Raw genomic sequence first — 18,780 nt, forward strand, 5'->3', positions numbered from 1 at the left:
CCTACTGCTGCCGCCAGGACCGGAACGCCCGCAGGTGTTCCGGTGTGACGACGGCTTCCAGACGCTCGTCGTTCTCGTCTCCCCCGCCGAGCGCGGCGAGCAGCCGTCGTGCGGGGGCGTTGCGTTCGGTGCGCTCCGCCGTCAGCCGGACCTTGGTGCAGCCGAGTTCCCCGGCCCGGTCCGCCATCCACCGCAGCAGGCGTTCCTCCACGCCCCGGCCGAGCGCCCGGCAGCTCATCGACCAGGCCAGCAGGTCCAGCAGGTCGCCCTCGGCCCGCACGGCGAGCAGGGCGATCTGCCCGTAGTCGCCGAAACGGTCGCGGGCCGCCGCGGTCCACACCTCGCCGCGCTCGCGCCACCGGGCCAGGTCGCCACCGTCGGCGGAGCGTGCCCGCAGGGTGAACTGGTTGGTGCGGCGCACGAGTTGTTCGCCGCGCGGCACGTCCTGCTCGGTGAGCGGCCGGATGTCGACCTCCAGTCGCAGCCCGGCGAGGAAGTCCTCGAACGAGGTCTGCGCGCGCACCGCCTCGCGTTCCCGCTCCTGTGCGTAGAAGCGTGCCCGGAGCGCGTCCTCGGCGGTCACCGCGGCCGGTGTCAGCGGCCACAACCGGCGCAGGAACCCGGCGAGTTCGCCGGCGGGCGGACAGGTCACCGACAGTACCTGGGGGTGGGCCGCGCGCATCCTGGCGATCTCGGCGGGGTTGTCGTCCAGGAAGAGGAAGCTGTCCAGGCCCAGGCCGAGGGTGCGGGCCGCCGCCGCGAGCCGTTCCGGCTTGGGTCCCCACTCCGCGGAGAGCACGCTGAAGTGCTCGGGCTCGAGGATGCTGTCGGGGCGGTCGAGCACCGCCCGCACCACGTCCTCGTCGTTGTTGCTGACCAGCACCAGCAGCGCGCCGGCCTCCCGCCAGCGCAGCAGGCGGCGGGCGAGCAGGGCGCGGGGGCCGGTCAGGTCCACCGACTCGGGGCCCGTCTCGCCCGCGACGCCGCCCCAGAGGGTCTCGTCGCCGTCGACCGCGATCACCTTGGGCCGGCGGCGCGCCGCGCGGAGCGTGTCGGCGAGCGTGAGCGCCACGGCGGCCTGGAACTCGGTGGTGAACGGCAGATGGGCCAGTCGTTCGGTGCGCTCGTCGAAGACCCGCTCCACGGGGTGGTTCCGGGTCCAGTCGTCGGGGCCGAGGACGGCGAGGCCCGGCTGCTCGGCGAGCCCGGCGGCCAGTTCCCGTTCCCAGGCGGTGAACCGGTCCTCGGGCCGGGCGGTCGGCAGGACGCCGACGACCAGCGGCTTCCCGGTCCGCTCGGCGAGACCGCGCAAGGCGGCCGGGTAGGCGGTGCGCAGCTCGGTGAGCAGCTCGTCGCCGACGGCTCCGAAGCGTTCCAGGTCGGCGCCGCGCAGGAGCACCACGCCCGCGCGGGTCGCCGGGTCGGCGAAGACGCCGGAGGGGTCCTGGAGCGCGGCGAGCACCTGGTGGTACGGCGCCTCCGCCACCTCGGTCGGTGCCGTCCCCGCGACCTCGTCGAACGCGGTCTCGCAGATCAGCGGCAGGCTGCCGAGCGCGAAGGTGGCGGCGAGGGCGACCCGGGTCCGCGCCGGTCCGGCTGCGGCGGAGGAGTCCGCCCGGGGGGCGTGCGCGGCGCGCTCCCCCGGTTCCCCGGGCTTCCCGACGGGCGTCGCGGGTGTCTCCGCCGCCTCCTCCAGCAGCCGCAGGTACTCACCGGCCAGCTCGCTCGTCGCCCGGGCGTCGAGGATGTCCAGGTTGTGGTCGAAGCGGATGCTGTGGGCGTCCGGGGTCATGGTGATCATCAGGTCGAGGTCGGAGTAGCCCGTACCGGCGGGCAGCACCTGGACCCGGCCGAGCCGGCCCGCGGCGGAACGGACGTAGTTGAAGTAGACCTCCACCAGGGGCGCGTGCGGCCGGTGCAGCCCCTGCCGGGACAGCACGGGCAGCACGTCGGAGAACATCGCGCCCTTGGCCAGGATCCGCTGGAGCCGGTGGTCGGTGCGGCGCAGCACCTCCTCGACGCGCTCCCCGGGGTGTGCCTCGGCCGGGAAGGGCACCGGCACCCCGAAGAAGCCCACCGCGTCGTAGGCGTCGGCGTGGATGCGGGTGTCGACGGGCACCGCGAGCACGAACCGCTCGCGTTCTCGCAGGCGGGCCAGCAGCACGGTCAGGACGCCGAGGCAGAACGCGGCGGGCGTGACGGCGAGCCGGCTCGCGGCGGCGGTGATCTTCTCGGTGAGCCCCTCGGGCATGGTCACGGTGACACTGCCCGCGCGGTAGGACCGTGTGGCCGGGCGCTCGTGGCTGAGCGTCAGGTCGAGGCGGTCGGCGCCCTCGAACGCCTCGTGCCAGGCGGCGGTGGCCGCGTCCTGCCCCGGGCTGCCGCCCTGCTGTGCCTCGAGCAGCAGGTGGACGTCCCGGTTGGTGAGGGTGTCGTCGAGCCGGGTGCCGGACAGCTCCCGGTCGATCTCCCCGGCGACCAGCAGCAGGGACTGCAGGTCGCTCACTGCGTGGTGGGCGCCGAGGACGAGGACCTGCCCGTGCTCGGCCCCGCCGTCGAGGAGTTCGAAGCGCCACAGGGACGGCAGGGCCAGGTCGAACGGCGGCTCGAGGAGGGCGCGCAGGCGGCTCGCCGGGTCGATGCCGCCCTCGTCCGTCACCGTCGTCCAGCGCAGGAGCGGCCGGGTCACCTCCCGGTGGACGCACAGCCGGCGTCCGCCCTCGGGGCCGCTCACGATGCCGGTGCGCAGGGCCGCGTGACGGGCGGTCAGCCGGGCGAGGACGCCGGTGAGGGCCTCCTCGGTGGTGGGTTCGGTGAGCCGCAGGGCCAGGCCGATGCCGTGGGCGGCGTCGGGCATGCCGGGTCCGGCGCTGCGCAGCAGTCGCAGCACGTCCCGGGTCGCGGGCAGCAGTTCGGTGCCGGGCACCTCCTCCGCGGCGCCCGGCTGCTCCTCGGGGGCCGGCTCCCCCTCGGGGGCGGCAGCGCGTCCGGGCAGGGCGGCGGCCAGCATGCGGGCGAGGCCGCGCGTATCGGCGGCCGAGAACACCTCGGCGGCCGGGAGGTCCACACCCAGTTCGCGGGCGAAGTCGTTGCGCAGCCGCACCAGCATCAGGGAGTCGAGGCCGAGTTCCTTCAGGGCCGTGGTGGCGGAGACGTCGGCGACGCCGCCGGAGACGGCGGTGATCCTGGCCCGCACATAGGCCTCGATCCACAGGGTGCGGTCGTCCTCGCTGGTCGCGGCGAAGATCTTGCGGACGAGTCCGTCCGCGCCGCCGTCCCGGGCCGCGCCGCCGACCAGGTCGGCGAGCATCGGGCGGGTGCGGGCGATCTCGGGGGCCAGGGCCGGCGTCTCCCGGTCGAGGGCGATCGGGGCGAGCTGGCGCCGGGAGTCGGACAGCAGGCGGGCGAAGAGTTCGCCGCCCTCCTCGGGGGTGAACGGCACCAGGCCGGTGCGGCCGGTCTCGGCGGCCCGGGTGCCGGAGGCGGCCACCATGCCGACGCCGGTCCAGGGGCCCCAGTCCAGGCTCTGTGCCCTGCGGTGGCCGAGGTGGTGGGCCCAGGCGTCGAGGAAGGCGTTTGCGGCGCTGTAGGGGGCCTGTCCGGCGTTGCCGAGCAGGCCGGCCGCGGAGGCGAACAGCACCAGGTTGCCCGCCTCGGGGACCAGTTCGGTGAGCAGGGCGGTGCCCAGCACCTTCGGCGCGAGGACGCGCAGTACCCGGTCGTCGGCCAGATTGGCCACGGTGGCGTCGTCGAGGACGCCGGCGGCGTGCACCACGGTGGCGACGGGCCCGGCCGCCTCGCGCACGGCGTCCAGGGCGGCGCTCAGCGCGGCGCCGTCGGCGACGTCGGCGCGGACCAGGTGCACGGCGACGCCGCGCTGCTCAAGGGAGGTGATCCAGGCGGCGGCGTCCGGGCCGGGCGTGCCGCGGCCGAGCAGGGCCAGTCGCCGTGCGCCGAGCCGGACCAGGCGTTCGGCGACGACCCGGCCGAGTCCGCCCAGGCCGCCGGTGATCAGGTGGACGCCGTCGGGGCTCACGGTGCCGTCGGCCCGGTCGTCGGGGCGGGTGCGGGCCAGGCGCGGCACCAGGCGGCCGGAGTCGCGCAGGGCGACGAGCCGTTCGTCGTCGGCGTGCCGCAGCTGGGTCCACAGCGCGTCGGTCCCGCCGGTTGCGGGCAGGTCGACGAGGGTGGTGGCCAGCTCCGGGTACTCCTGCGCCACGGCGAGGGCGAAGCCCCAGGCGAGCGCCTGCTGCGGGCACGTGACCCGCTCCCCGGGCCCGGCGGCCTGGGAGGAGCGGACGACGACGAACAGGCGGGGTGCCGGACCGCCGCGGCCGGTGAGCGCCCGCACCACGTGCAGGGTGCTCAGGCAGCACAGCCGAGCCGCCTGCCCGGCGCTCGCCGCGTCGGTGACCGGCGGTGCGTCGAGCGCGGTCAGCAGCACCACCCGCTCGGGCGGCGCGTCCGGGAACGCCTCGTCGAGCAGGCGGTGCATCTGCGGCTCGTCGGCCGGGTCGAGGACGTAACGGCCGGGGCCTTCGGCGGTGAAGGTGCCGCCGCGCCGGGCCAGGACGTGCCGCCCGGGCGGTCCCAGGCGCTCGGCGAGCGCCTCGGCCACGCCGGTGGTGTCGGCCAGGATCAGCCAGCGGCCGTCCCCCGCGGGTTCCCGCGCCTCGGGGCGGGGCTGCCAGCGGGTCTCGAACAGCGCGCCGTCCAGCGGGGAGAGCGCGGCCAGCCGGAACTCCTCGGCCTCCAGCAGGAGCTGTTCGTCCTCGTCCCACAGACGCAGGTCCAGGGTGGCGGTGTCGCCGTCCAGGGACCGCAGGGCGCAGGTGACCCAGGCGGGTGCGGTGCGCCGCCCGGTGTGGCGCAGCCGTCCGACACCGGCGGGCACGAACGCCCGGCCCTCGGGGGCGTCGCCGGGCAGGCCGGCGGTGTGGAAGGCGGCGTCGAGGAGGGCGGGGTGGAGCAGATGCCCCTCGGCGGGCCGCTCGGCCAGACGGGCGAGCACGTGGGTGGCGTCCCGGTGGGCCTCGGTCAGGCCGCGGAAGGCCGGCCCGTACTCGATGCCGAGGGTGCCGAGCCGCGCGTACAGGGCCTGCGGGTCGGCCTGTTCGGCGCAGCGGGCGCGGAGTCCGGACGGCGGCTCGGGGTCGCCCGTGCCGCCGTCCCCGCCGGTGAGGATCCGGCCGGTGGCGTGCCGCTCCCAGCCCGCGCCGGGCGCCGCGGCGGCGACGGTGAACTCACGGGCACCGTCCCCGGCGGGCCGGAGCACCAGCTGGAGCCGTACCGGCCGCTCCTCCTCCAGCCGCAGGGGCCGCAGGAAGGCGACGTCGGCCAGCCGCACCTCGCCGTCACCGGCTCCGCCGTGGGCGGTGACGGCGGTGGCGGCCTCCAGGGCCATGGTGAGGAAGGCGGAGCCGGGCAGCCACACCTCGCCCGTGACGCGGTGGTCCGTCAGATAGGCGAAGCGGCGGTCGCGCAGGTCGATCTCGCTCTGGAACAGGTGGTGGCCGGGTGTGTCGCTCGCCTCGACGTGGGTGCCGAGCAGCGATGAGCCGCCGGACGCGCCGGCCGGGGCGGGGGCCAGCCAGTGCCGGGTACGGGCGAAGGCGTAGGTGGGCAGGCTCACCCGGCGGCCCGCAGGGAAGAGGGCCTTCAGGTCGGGGGTGTGACCGGACGCGTAGAGTTCGCCGACCCTGCGCAGCAGTATCCGGCGGCCGTCCTGCCGGCGGTGCAGCGAGCCTACGGCGGCCGCGTCGGCACCCGTCTCGGCGGCCACGGCCTCGACGGAGGCGGTGAGGGACGGGTGCGGGCTGAGTTCGACGAAGTACCGGTAGCCGTCCTCCAGCAGGCGGCGGACGGTGCCGGCGAAGCGGACCGGGCGGCTGAGGTTGCTGAACCAGTAGGCGGCGTCCAGTTGTTCACCCGGTACGGGTTCGGCCAGCACGGAGGAGTAGAGCAGGGTGTGCGGCTCGCCGGGCCGCACCCCGCCGAAGCGTTCCAGGAGTTCGTCCCGCAGCGGTTCCATCAGCGGGGTGTGCGAGGCGAACGGCGTGCTCAGCCGCCGCACCGTGACGCCGCGCCCCTCCAGCAGGGTGCGCAGCTCGGCGAGGGCACCGGCGTCGCCGGAGACGGCGGTGGAGCGGGGGCCGTTGTCGGCGGCGACGAACAGCCGTCCCGCGTAGGGCTCGAGGAGTTCCCCGACCTCGGCGGGCGGCAGTTCCACGGCGATCATCCCGCCGCGGCCGACCAGCGGCACGACGGCGTGGGCGCGGCCGGTCACCACGGTCACGGCGTCGTCGAGAGTGAGGGCGCCCGCGCTGTAGGCGGCGGCGATCTCGCCGAGGCTGTGTCCGGTGACCGCGTCCGGGGTGACGCCCAGCGCCCGCCAGGCGGCGGCCAGCGAGGCGTTGACGGCGAACAGTGCGGGCTGCAGGTACTCGGTGCGCTCCAGCGGGGAGAACTCCTCGGGGGCGCGCAGCGCGTCCAGCACCGACCAGCCGGCGTGCCGCCGCACGGCCTCGTCGATCCGGGTGAGTTCCGCGCGGAACGCCTCCGACTCCTCCATCAGCTCCAGGCCCATGCCCGGCCACTGGCCGCCGTGCCCGGCGAAGACGAAGGCCACCTTGCCGTCCTGCTCCGCACGGGCGGGCGGCACCGGCATCCGTCCGCTCGCCAGCGCCTCGAGCCGGGCGAGCAGTTCGTCCCGGCCGGCCGCGGCGAGTCCGGCGCGCCGCTCGAAGTGACTGCGGTGCCGGGCCAGGGTGTACGCGACGTCCGCGAGCGGGGTGTCGTCGTCGGCCAGCCGGCGGGCGAGGCGGGCGGCCTGTCCGCGCAGCGCCGCCTCGCTGCGGGCGGACAGCAGGAACAGTCCGGCGGCGGGGGGCGCGTTCCGTCGGTCCCGGTCACCGGCCGGGGCGGGCGGCGCCTCCTCCACGATCACATGGGCGTTGGTGCCGCTGATCCCGAAGGCGCTGACTCCGGCCCGCCGCACCCGTTCGCCGGACGGCCAGGGCACCGGCTCGCGCAGCAGGTGCAGTCCGCTGCTCTCCCAGTCGACGTGCCGGCTCGGCGTGTCCGCGTGCAGGGTGGCGGGCAGTGTCCCGTGCCGCAGCGACTCGACGACCTTGATGAGCCCGGCTGTGCCGGAGGCGGCCTGCACATGCCCGATGCTGGACTTCAGCGATCCCAGGTACAGCGGGCGGCCCGGCGGGCGGGTGGCGCCGAAGACCCGTGCCAGGGCGTTCGCCTCGATGGGATCGCCGAGCGTGGTGCCGGTGCCGTGGGCCTCCACGTGGTCGATGTCGGCGGGCGTCAGTGCGGACTGCTCGAGCGCCCGCCGGATCACCTCTTCCTGCGCGGGGCCGTTGGGCGCGGACAGGCCCTGGCTGCGGCCGTCCTGGTTGACGGCGGTGCCGCGCAGCACGGCGAGCACCTCGTCGCCGTCACGGCGGGCGTCGGAGAGCCGCTTCAGTACGACCATGCCGGCGCCCTCGGCCCAGATGGCGCCGTCGGCGTCGTCGGAGAAGGAGCGGCAGCGGCCGGTCGGGGACAGCCCGCGCAGCCGGCTGAACTCCACGAAGGTCTGCGGGGTCACCATCAGGGTCACTCCGCCGGCCAGGGCCAGGTCGCACTCGCCCGAGCGCAGTCCCTGCACGGCGAGATGGGTGGCGACCAGGGAGGAGGAGCAGGCGGTGTCCACCGTCATCGCGGGGCCGTGCAGGCCGAGGGCGTAGGCCAGGCGGCCGGAGGCGACGCTGGGCGCGGAGCCGGTGCCGACGTACCCGTCGAGCTGGTCGAGGCGGGCGCCCGCCAGATAGCCGCTGCCGAACATGCCGACGTAGACGCCGGTGGTGCTGCCGGCGAGGTCGGCGGGGACGATCCCGGCCCGCTCCAGCGCCTCCCAGGCGGTCTCGAGGAGCAGCCGCTGCTGCGGGTCCATGGCCGCGGCCTCTCTGGGGGTGATGCCGAAGAAGCCCGCGTCGAAGGACTCGATGTCGTCGAGGAAGCCGCCCTCCCGGGCGTAGGAGGTGCCGGGGTTGTCCGGGTCGGGGTGGTAGAGGGACTCCACGTCCCAGCGTCCGGCCGGGAAGGGGCCGACCGCGTCGCGCCGTTCCTCCAGCAGCCGCCACAGCGACTCGGGGTCATCGGCGCCGCCGGGCAGACGGCAGGCCGTCGCCACCACGGCGACCGGCTCGTCGGCGGCGGGCGCGGACCTGCCCGCCGGGGCCTGCCGGGGAGCCGGGTGCCCGGCGGCGGTGCGACCGCCGGCGAGCACGGTGGAGAGCAGGTGGGCGGTGAGCCGCGCGGGGGTGGGGTGGTCGAACAGCAGTGTCGCGGGCAGCCGTGCGTCGAAGCGGGCGCCGATGCGGTTGCGCAGGTCGAGGGCGGTCACCGAGTCCATGCCGAGCTCGCGCAGCAGCTGTTCGGGGCGTACGGCGTCGGGGCTGCGCAGGCCGAGGGCGCGGGCCGCCTCCTCGCGGACCAGGGCGAGGACCCGTTCGGCACGCTCGTCCTCGGGCAGCCGGGCCAGGCGGTCGGCGAGCCGGTCCGCGCCGGTTCCGGTCCGGGGCGCCGCGGGCAGCAGGGTGCGCCAGAGCGCGGGCGTGCCGCCGGGCGCGGCGGTGAGGGCGGCGCGCAGGCGCGGCAGGTCGAGGGGCCAGGCGACCAGATGCGGGGCGGGTCTGCGCAGCGACAGCTCGATCAGGTCCCGGGCCTGACCGGGTGTCAGCGCGCGGTGGCCGAGGCGGGCCATGCGGTCCAGGTCGGCGTGTCCGGCGGCCAGCCCCTGCCCCGCCCAGACGCCGAACGAGACGGACTGGGCGGCGAGTCCGAGGGCTCTGCGGCGATGGGCGAGCTGATCGAGGAAGACGTTGGCGGCGGCGTAGTTGCCCTGACCCGCGTTGCCCGCGACTCCGGCCGCCGAGGAGACCAGCAGGAAGAGGTCGAGGTCCAGGTGGGCGGTGAGCCGGTGCAGATGCGCCGCCCCGTCGGCCTTGGGGCGCAGCACCCGGGTGAGGCGTTCGGGGGTCAGGTCGGCGACGACTCCGTCGGCGAGGACGCCGGCGCAGTGCACCACGCCCCGCAGGGGCGTTTCCTCCGGGATGCCGGCGAGCAGTCCGGCGAGGGCGTCCGCATCGCCGGCGTCGCACGCGGCCACCTCGACCTCGGTGCCCAGGGCGGCGAGTTCGGCGGTGACCTCCGCGGCCCGGGGGTCGTCCTCGCCCCGGCGGGAGGTCAGCAGCAGGCGCGGGGTGCCGTGCTCGGCGAGCAGGTGGGCGACGGTGCGGCCGACGGCGCCGAGACCGCCGGTGATCAGGACGGTGCCCTCGACGGGGATCCGGTTGGCGGGTGCCTCCGCGCCGCCGGCTTCGGAGTCGGAGTCCGAGTGGCCGGCTTCGGCTCCGGTGAAGCGGGCGCGGACGAGGCGCGGGGCCAGCACCTCACCCCGCCTGCAGGCGAGTTCGGGTTCCTCGCGCTGGGCGGCGGCGGTGCGCAGCACGGCCGCCTCGTCCTCGCTGTCGTCGTCGAGGTCGAGGAGGACCAGAGGAAGGCCGGGGTGCTCGGCACGGGCGCTGCGGACGAGGCCCCACAGCGCGGACCGGGCGAGGCCGGGCACCGCGTCCGACGCAGCGGCGGCGACCGCCCCCCGGGTCACCCACAGGATGCGCGCGGGCGTCTCCTCGGGCGGCAGGGCGACGAGGTCGCGCAGCTCGCGGAGGGCGGCGGTGGCGGCTTCGCCGGGCAGGGTGTCCGGACCGCTGCGCGGCCAGAGGCGTACGACCACGTCGGGGCGCTCGTCCGGGGCGGCGAGCGTCTCCCCCGACGCCGTCAACTCCCTCTCCACGGCTGCCGTCTCCGGGCTCTCGCCCAGGACCCGCCAGGTGCCCGCCGGGGCCGGCTGCGCGGCGAGGGGCGTCCAGGCCACCTGGTACAGATGCCGGGCGCTCTCCGAGGAGGCGTCGAGATCGGCGGGATCGGCGGCGCGCAGCCGCACGCCCTCCAGACGTCCGGCGGGGAGGCCGTCCGCGTCCCAGAGGCCGACGTCGAGGGTGACGTCGGTGCCGGAGGCGGAGGTGCGGCGCACGGACACGGTCAGTTCGCCGGGGTTGCCGGGCGGCAGCACGCAGCGGCCGACGGCGACCGGGAGCAGCGCCCTGGCCCCGTCCGGGTCGAGCCCGGCCGCCACATGGAGGGCGGCGTCCAGCAGCGCGGGGTGGACGGGGTAGAGGTCGCCGGTGTCGCGGGCGGACCGAGGGAGGGCCAGCCGGGCGAGGAGGGTGCCGTCGCCGGTGCGGACGGCCTGCCGTACGCACCGGAAGGCGGGGCCGTAGCCGAGACCGAGGGCGGCCAGCCGCTCGTAGGTGTCCTCGCTCCATGCGGGGTCGGCCCCGTCCGGCCAGGCCGGGGGCGCCTCGCCCGTGGTGGCCGTCGCCTCGTCGGCGGCGGTGCCGGTCGCGGTGGCGTGCAGGGTCCAGCCGGCGGCCTCCTGCCCGCGCGGGCGGCTGTGCACGGTGATCTCGGGTGCGGGGCCGGAGGTGACGACCTCGACGGAGACCTCGGTGGTGCCGTCCGAGGGCAGCGCGAGCGGGGCGAGCAGGAGGAGATCGGTGATGTCCGAGGGGGTGCCGGGGCGGGCCACGGCGAGGGCGGCGCGGCAGAGTTCGGTCAGCGTGGTGCCGGACACCACGGTGCGGCCGAACACGGTGTGGTCGGGCAGCCAGTCCGCGGTGGCCGCCGACCATTCGTTGCGGAAGGTCCAGCGGGTCTCGTCCGCGGACTGCAGCTGCACACCGAGGAGCGGGTGCGTGGCCCGGTCGAAGAGGCCGGGCGCCGCGGCGGCGACGGCCGCCTCGGACCAGTGGCGCTGCTCGTCCCAGGCGTAGGTCGGCAGGTCGGCCGGTGCGGTGCCGGGGACCAGGCGGCGCCAGTCGACGGTCCTTCCGTGGACGTGCAGTTCGGCGGTGGCGCGGTCCAGGCAGGCCAGGGCGTCCTCGTCGCGGCGCAGCGAGCCGACGGCGACGAGGTCCTCGGTCCCGGTGTCCTCGGCGACGGTGCGCAGCGCGGTGAGCAGGGCGGGGTGGGGGCTCAGTTCCACGAAGCAGCGGTAGCCGTCGGCGATCATCCGCTCGGCGGCGGGACCGAACCGCACCGGCTCACGGAGGTTGGTGTACCAGTAGCCGGCGTCCAGTTCGCCGGTGACGGGTGCGCCGGTGACGGTGGAGTACCAGGCGATGGGCGCAGGTGTCGCGACGACGCCGTCGAGTTCTTCGACGATCTCGGTGCGGACGGCCTCCACGGCGGGGCTGTGGGAGGCGTAGTCGACGTCCAGGCGGCGGGCGAAGACCTGTTCCCGTCCGAGAGCGGCGAGCAGCTCCTCGACGGCTCGGGTCTCGCCCGCGACGACGGTGGAGCGGCCGCTGTTGACGGCGGCGACGGACACCCGGTCGCCGCCGAGTGCGGCGAGCCGGGCCTCGGTCTCGGTGTGCGGCAGGGCGACGACCGCCATGGTGCCGGTGCCGGACAGGGCGGTCAGTGCCTGGCTGCGCAGGGCGACCACGGCCGCCGCGTCGTTGAGGCTGAGGGCACCGGCCACGCAGGCCGCGGCGACCTCGCCCTGGCTGTGTCCGATCACGGCGTCCGGGCGGATGCCGCGGGCCCGCCAGACGGCGGCCAGCGACACCATCACGGCGAACAGCACCGGCTGGACGACGTCCACGCGGTCGGGGGAGGGCGCGCCGGCGTCGCCGCGCAGCACGGCGAGGGCGGACCAGGAGGTGAAGGGGCGCAGGGCGGCGTCGCAGCGGTCGAGTTCGTCGGCGAAGACCGGGTCGCTCTCGAGGAGGTCGCGGGCCATGCCGGCCCACTGGGAGCCCTGGCCGGGGAAGACGAAGGCCACCTTGCCCTGCGGGAGGGCGAGGTGCGGGCCGGCGATCCGGTCGGGGTCGGTCTCCCCGGCGGCGAGCAGGCGCAGGGCGGCACGCAGGGTGTCGTGGTCGCCCGCGGGGATCACGGCCCGGTGCTCGAAGTGGGTGCGGTGGTGGGCGAGGGTCGCCGCCACGGCGTTCAGGGGCAGGCCGGGTCGTGCGGCGAGGGCGTGTTCGAGGCGCTCGGCCTGTCCGCGCAGTGCGGCCGGGGTGCGGGCGGAGAGCGGGAAGAGGAGCCGGCCGGCGGGGCCGGGAACGGGTGCCGGCTCCTGCTCCGTGTCGCGCGGGGCCTCCTCCAGCACCACATGGGCGTTGGTGCCGCTGATGCCGAAGGCGCTCACCCCCGCGCGGCGCGGGCGGTCCTCGGTGCGCGGCCAGGGGCGCGGCTCGGTGAGGACGCGCAGGCCGCTGGTGTCCCAGTCGATGTGCTCGGTCGGGGTGCCCGCGTGCAGGGAGGCGGGGAGCGTCTCGTGCCGCAGGGCGAGCACGGTCTTGATGACGCCCGCGATGCCGGCGGCGGCCTGGGTGTGGCCGAGGTTCGACTTCAACGAGCCGATGTGCAGGGGGCGTTCTGCGGGGCGGCCGGCGCCGAGGACCCGGGCCAGGGCGCGGCCCTCGATCGGGTCGCCGAGCGGGGTGCCGGTGCCGTGGGCCTCGACGTAGTCGATGTCGTCCGGGGTGAGCCCGGCGGCGTCGAGGGCGGCCCGCAGCACGCGCTCCTGCGCGGGGCCGCTGGGTGCGCTCAGGCCCTGGCTGCGGCCGTCCTGGTTGATGGCCGAGCCCTTGATCACGGCGAGGACGCGGTCGCCGTCGCGCCGGGCGTCGGCGAGCCGCTTGAGCAGCACCAGGCCGCAGCCCTCGGCCCACACCACCCCGTCGGCGTCCGCGGAGAAGGGGCTGCAGCGTCCGCTGGGCGACAGTCCGCGCAGCCTGCTGAACTCCACGTGTCCGCGCGGGGTGACCATCAGGGTGGCCCCGCCGGCGAGGGCCAGGTCGCACTCCCCGCCGGCCAGGGCCCGCGCCGCGAGGTGCAGGGCGACCAGGGAGGAGGAGCAGGCGGTGTCGACGGTCACCGCTGGGCCCTCGAGGCCGAGGGTGTAGGCGATGCGTCCGGAGGCCACGCTGGAGGCCGAGCCGGTGCCGACGTGCCCGTCGAGCCGGTCCAGTCCGGCGGAGGCGAGGTAGCCGCTGTCGTAGAGGCCGATGTAGACGCCGGTGGAGCTGCCGCGGAGGCTGCCGGGGGCGATGCCGGCGCGTTCGACGGTCTCCCAGGCGGTGCGCAGCAGCAGCCGCTGCTGGGGGTCCATGGCGTCGGCCTCGCGGGGCGAGATGCCGAAGAAGGCGGCGTCGAAGCGGTCGATGCCGGTGAGGAATCCGCCGCGCAGACTGTAGGCGGTGCCGGTGCTCTCCGGGTCGGGGTCGTACAGGCCCCGGGTGTCCCAGCGGCCTGCGGGCACCTCGGTGACGGCGTCGCGTCCCTCGGCGAGCAGCCGCCACAGGGCCTCCGGGTCGTCGGCGCCGCCGGGCAGGCGGCAGGCCATGGAGACGATGGCGATGTCGTCGCCGGTGCGCCCGTGTCCGGTGCGCTCAGGGCCGGCGGCCTCGGTGACGGTGGCGAAGGCCTCCGGTGCGGGGCTCCGGCCCGCGTCCAGCAGAGCTCGGGCGAGGGCGTCGATGGTCGGGTGCTCGAAGACGACGGAGGCGTCCGGGGTGCGGCCGGTGCGTGCGGCGAGTTCCCCGGACAGCGCCACCAACTGCCGTGATCCGAGACCGAACTCGGCGAGCGGCCGGTCCGGGGCGACGCTGCGCGGGTCGAGTCCGGTGGCCTCGGCGACGGCCGAGACCAGCCAGGCGCGCACCTCGTCCACCGACGTCAGGGGTGTGTCGTCGGGTTGCTTCGGGGGCTCGGGCGCGGACTTGTCTGACACGGGGGGTCCTCGGGAGCTCGGGCGCCGGCCGGGTGGGCCGGTGCGGCGCGCGGAACGGGGCGGCGGGCCCGCGGAGTTGCGGGTGCGCCGGGATGCGGTGGAGGCGCCGGCGGCCGGCCGGTGCGGGGCCGGCCGTGCCGCAGGCGCGCGGGGCCGTCCGGGGGTGAGCCGGGCACCGGGCGGTGAGCCGGGTCATCCGGCGGTGGGCTCGCCGATCACGGAGAGGGTGCCGTCGAGGTAGGCGGTGCGGCAGGCGCGGCGCTGGATCTTGCCGCTGGAGGTCTTCGGGATGGTGCCCGGCTGGACAAGGACCACGTCACGGACGGCGACGCCGTGGGAGTCGCCGAGGGCGCCGCGGATCACCTCGGTGATCTTCTCGGCGTCGCCCGCGGCGTCCGGGGCGGCCTCGGCGACGAGGACGACCTGTTCGCCGCCCGTGCCCCCGGTGCCGGTGTCGACGCCGAAGGCGGCGGTGCAGCCGGGCCGCAGCGCCGGGTGCGCCATCTCGGCCGTGAGTTCGAGGTCCTGCGGGTAGTGGTTGCGGCCGTCGATGACGATGAGGTCCTTCAGCCGTCCGGTGACGAAGAGTTCGCCGTCGCGCAGGAACCCGAGGTCGCCGGTGCGCAGGAAGCGCCCTGTGCGGCCGGTGACCCCGGCGCGGAAGGTCTCCCGGGTGGCGAGCGCGTTGCGCCAGTACCCCTTGGCGACGCTGGCGCCGGCGACGCGGATCTCGCCGACCTGCCCCTCGGGGAGTTCCTCGTGGGTCTCGGGGTCGGCGATCACCACGGTCAGTCCGGGGCCGGGCCGTCCGGTGCCGACCGCCGCGGCGTCGGCCTCGCCCGCGTGCGGGCCCTCCCCGGCGGACAGGAGGGTGGGCGGGGCGCCGGTGGAGCCGCCGGTGACCATCAGGGTGGCCTCGGCCAGCCCGTAGCAGGGGTAGAGGGCCTCGCGGCGGAAGCCGGCCGGGGCGAAGGTGTCGGCGAAGCGGCGCAGGGTTGCGGCGCGTACCGGTTCGGCACCGTTGAAGGCGACCTTCCAGTCGCCGAGGTCGAGCCGTTCGACGAAGCCGGGGCCGGCGTGCCTGAGGGCGAGTTCGTAGGCGAAGTTGGGGCCGCCGCTGGTGTGCGGGCGGTAGTGGCTGACGGCGTCGAGCCAGCGCTGGGGCCGCTGGAGGAAGTGCAGCGGGGAGAACAGGGTGGCGGTGCCGCCCGTGTACACGGTGTTGAGGACGGGGCCGATGAGGCCCATGTCGTGGTAGACGGGCAGCCAGCTGACGAACAGTTCGTTGCCGTGGGCGTCGAGGGCGTCGGGGGTGTGGCCCATCCGCTCGGTGATGATCCGCTGGTTGTCCAGCAGATTGCCGTGAGTGACCATCACCCCGCGCGGGGCGGAGGTGGACCCGGAGGTGTACTGGAGGAAGGCGACCGAGCCGGGGTCGCATCCGGGTGCCTCCCAGCCGGCGCCGGCCTCGTCGGGGATGTCCTCGGTGGCGACGCGGGTGACGTCGGCCAGTTCCGGCAGATGGGGCGTCATGGAGTCGAGCGCGTCGATCACCTGGCGTCCGCCGAGGACGACGCGGGCGTCGGCGTCGGCCATCAGGCGCTTGGTGCGGGTCAGGGCGCGGTGGTTGCCGGCGCGTCCCTGCGGGGGCACGGTGGGCACGGCGACCACCCCGGCGGCGAGACAGCCGAGGTAGCCGGATATGAACTCCAGCCCCGGCGGGTACATCAGCATGGCGCGGGCGCCGGCCGGGTTCCGGTCCTGCAGCCAGGCGGCGACGGCGCGGGTGCGGGCGGCCAGACGCCCGTAGGTGACGGTGTGGATCTCGGCGTCCTCGCCGGCGCAGTCGCCGGTGACGAGAAAGCGGTAGGCGGTCCGGTCGGGGTGCTCGGAGGCGTGCGCGAAAAGTAGGTCGACCAGGGAACGGGCCATAGGAGGAGACTCACCTGTTCTTGCGTCAGTGCGAGGAACCGGAGTGTGAGGGCCGCGCCTCGGGTACGCGCGAGACTGCGACCGGCCTGGCCTCCTTGCCAGACCGCTGCCGCTGGAAACGCGGGGAGCGATGGTGCGGTCAACACCGGCTCCCCGAACCCCCGTTCGACTGCTACCGGCGAGTAGCACGATAGCAAGTCCGTCCGCCCGGCAAGGCAGGCGGGTGTGAACTCCGCGTAACCACCCGTGTGGAACGCGTATGCGACCGTAGCAGACCCGTTCGGCACGTTTCGACGGACATGGCAAAGGCCCGGCCACGTCTCGGAGCGACGGGCCGGGCCTCACGAACGGAGCGCGGGAGCGCGACCGGTCCCCCGTTCCGGTCGTGCCCCCGCGGCTGAAAAGAAGCTATGCGCCCGCCGGTGGGTCTGTGTACCGCACCGGTGCCCGGCTGTGCCCTCTCCGGGACTCACCGGTGCACAACCGCGCCCGAAACATACCGGTAGGAGCCCCTCCGTTTCACGACCCGGGTGACCTCTCGAATGGATGTTCACGCAGGTGAGGAGGTTTGCGCCGGACCGGCGAACACCGGCTGCGGCAGGTCACCCGCGGCGAGCATGGCCAGGACCACCTCGTAGAGATCGGTGCCGGCGGCCAGCAGCTGGCGTTCCAGGATCGGCTCGGCGCTGCGCACATGCTCGCGGACCGTCTGGGCGTGCACGCCCAGGCTCTGCGCGGCGCGTTCGGCGTTGCCGCCGGAGGCGACCCAGGCGCCGAGGGTGCGGCGCAGATCGCGGGAGTCGTCCTCGAGGGGACCGAGCAGCTGCTGCGCCCAGGCGCGCACGGCCTCGCCGGAGAGCAGGTCGGCGAGGCCGGGCGGGTCCGCGGCGGGATCGGCGACGGCCTGGCCGTCCTGGAGGTTGATCTGGGTGTGCAGCGCGAGATGGGCGACGGCACGGGCGGCGACGTCGTCGAAGTCGGCGCCCAGCATGGTCTCGACGCGCTCCATGCGGGCGCGCACGGTGTTGCGGCTGACCCCGAGGATCTTGGCGGTGCTGACGGCCGTGAACTCCAGGCCGAGGCGGGTGGTGGCGAGGAGTTCGGCGCGGGTGTGGTGCGGCAGGGCGTCGAGCGGGCGCAGCAGCCGGGCGGTCCAGGCGCGCAGCGCCGCGGGGTCCATCAGCCGTTCGGGGTGGATGCGCTCGGCGTAGACGGCGGCCTTGTCCGGCCGGAAACGGGCCACGGCGAGGGCGCTGACGGCCTGCCCGTAGGCGGTGGCGGTGCGGGCGAGACTCTGCCGGGCGCTGCCGCCGAGGTAGGTGTCGTCGTGCCGTACCACCAGGGAGCGCAGGTCGCTCGCGATGGTCTCCCGGGGGCTGAGCACGATGACATGGCCGTCCATGGCCGGGCAGCGCACCACCAGTGCGTCTCCGTCCGTGGCGTCCAGGGCCTCCTCGGCGAGCCGGTCGCGGCGGGCCGGTGTCGATTCGACGACATAGACACATGCCGTGTCGGCGTCCAGCAGTCCGGGCCACAGCCCGGCGGCGACCCGGCGCGCGGAGACGGTGTCCTCCACCATCAGCAGCTGCAGGATCGCCAGGCGCAGGTCGGCGGTGGCCCGGCGCAGCAGCTGCCCGGCGGTGGCGGTCTCACGGGCGGTGAGCAGCAGCTCGAGCACCTGGGCGGTGTGCGTGACGACATCGGCTGCGCGCCGGTCGAACGGGGTGCGGCGGGAGACCGCGAGCACCAGGGCCCGCGAGGGGTGCTCGACCCGCACCAGGCGCAGATGACGGCCCTCGCCCTCCCAGGCGGCGGAGGCGATCCGGCCGGTGGTGAGGTCGGCGACGAGATCCCCGTCCAGCGGCAGCCGCCGTCCCGCGAGGAGTTTCCCCTCGGCGTCCTGGAGGGCGACCTCGGCGTGCACGGTCGCGGCGAGCCATTCGGCGATCCGGCGGACGTCCCGGCCGGAGGGACGCAGATGCTCCAGCAGCTCCCGCGCCCATGCCGGGGCCTCCCCGGCCGCCGGCTGCTCGCCCCGGTTCTCGCCCCGGATCGCGTCCCTGCGGCCTGTCACCTCGGCCTTCCCCTCATTCGCCGGTATCGGTCCCGGTCGGGCACGTTACCTCACCCGCCCGCCCGGCTCATCCCTTCTGCCCGGCTCGTCCCGTCCGGTCCGGCTTCCGTGCGCACCGGCGGCGCGGGGTCCCGGCCCGGTCGCCGAGGCCGCACCGGCACCCGCGTCATAAGCTCGGTGAATGGCGAAGTACTTCGACGTGCACCCCGACAACCCGCAGCCGCGCACCATCTCCCAGGTCGCCCGGAGCATCCGCGACGACGACGCGCTGATCGCGTACCCCACGGACTCCTGCTACGCGCTGGGCTGCCGTCTCGGCAGCCGCGACGGCATCGACCGCATCCGCACCATCCGCAAGCTGGACGACCGGCACCACTTCACGCTGGTCTGCCGGGACTTCGCCCAGCTCGGCCAGTTCGTACGGATCGACAACGACGTCTTCCGCGCGGTGAAGGCGTCGACCCCGGGCAGCTACACCTTCATCCTGCCCGCGACCCGGGAGGTGCCGCGCATGCTGCAGCACCCCAAGAAGAAGACGGTGGGCGTGCGCATCCCCGACCATGTGGTGACCCTGGCGCTGCTGGAGGAGCTGGGCGAGCCGCTGCTGTCCAGCACCCTGCTGCTGCCCGGCGAGGACGAGCCGATGACCCAGGGGTGGGAGATCAAGGACCGCCTCGACCACGTGGTGGACGCGGTGCTCGACTCCGGGGACTGCGGCACCGAGCCGACCACGGTCATCGACTTCTCCGGCGGCGAGGCGGAGATCGTGCGGCGCGGCGCGGGCGACGTCTCCCGGTTCGAGTAGCCCCGCGAGCGGTCCGGGCAGCCCGCGACGCCGACGCGAGCGGCCGTCACCGGCCGGGCAGTTGAGGCGCGCACCACCCCTGCGCCCCCGCCGGGCACCGTTGTTACGGTG

At 75.6% G+C, this 18,780-nt stretch carries 4 protein-coding genes; 1 reads left to right on the plus strand and 3 read right to left on the minus strand.

Going from position 1 to position 18,780, the window contains the following annotated elements; translation table 11 throughout:
* Position 1: 1 nt before the first annotated feature.
* The 3 genes from HCJ93_RS06285 to HCJ93_RS06295 all read right to left on the minus strand — a co-directional run bounded on the left by HCJ93_RS06285 (position 2) and on the right by HCJ93_RS06295 (position 17,864).
* Positions 2-13,858 carry an SDR family NAD(P)-dependent oxidoreductase gene (locus HCJ93_RS06285; protein ID WP_309141323.1) on the minus strand — a complete coding sequence of 4,619 codons (13,857 nt, stop codon included), beginning with the start codon at positions 13,856-13,858 and terminating at the stop codon, positions 2-4.
* Positions 13,859-14,050: 192 nt separating this feature from the next.
* Positions 14,051-15,790: a fatty acyl-AMP ligase gene (locus HCJ93_RS06290; protein ID WP_167991838.1), complete on the minus strand. Its 1,740-nt coding sequence runs from the start codon at positions 15,788-15,790 to the stop codon at positions 14,051-14,053.
* A gap of 550 nt (positions 15,791-16,340) precedes the next feature.
* The gene (locus tag HCJ93_RS06295; protein ID WP_309141324.1) at positions 16,341-17,864 is read right to left on the minus strand and encodes a helix-turn-helix domain-containing protein; all 1,524 of its coding nucleotides are present in this window, start codon (positions 17,862-17,864) and stop codon (positions 16,341-16,343) included.
* Positions 17,865-18,045: 181 nt separating this feature from the next.
* Here HCJ93_RS06295 and HCJ93_RS06300 point away from each other — a divergent pair, with 181 nt between their 5' ends.
* Complete coding sequence (locus HCJ93_RS06300) at positions 18,046-18,669, plus strand: L-threonylcarbamoyladenylate synthase (protein ID WP_167991840.1); 624 nt, start codon at positions 18,046-18,048, stop codon at positions 18,667-18,669.
* Positions 18,670-18,780: the final 111 nt, after the last annotated feature.

The sequence above is a fragment of the Streptomyces composti genome (assembly GCF_012034205.1).
GTDB classification, from domain to species: Bacteria; Actinomycetota; Actinomycetes; order Streptomycetales; family Streptomycetaceae; genus Streptomyces; species Streptomyces composti.

Bases quoted from the DNA above. Each gene is read 5' to 3' on its own strand.
- HCJ93_RS06290 (WP_167991838.1), bottom strand. From the start codon at position 15,790: ATGGCCCGTTCCCTGGTCGACCTACTTTTCGCGCACGCCTCCGAGCAC.
- HCJ93_RS06300 (WP_167991840.1), top strand. From the start codon at position 18,046: ATGGCGAAGTACTTCGACGTGCACCCCGACAACCCGCAGCCGCGCACC.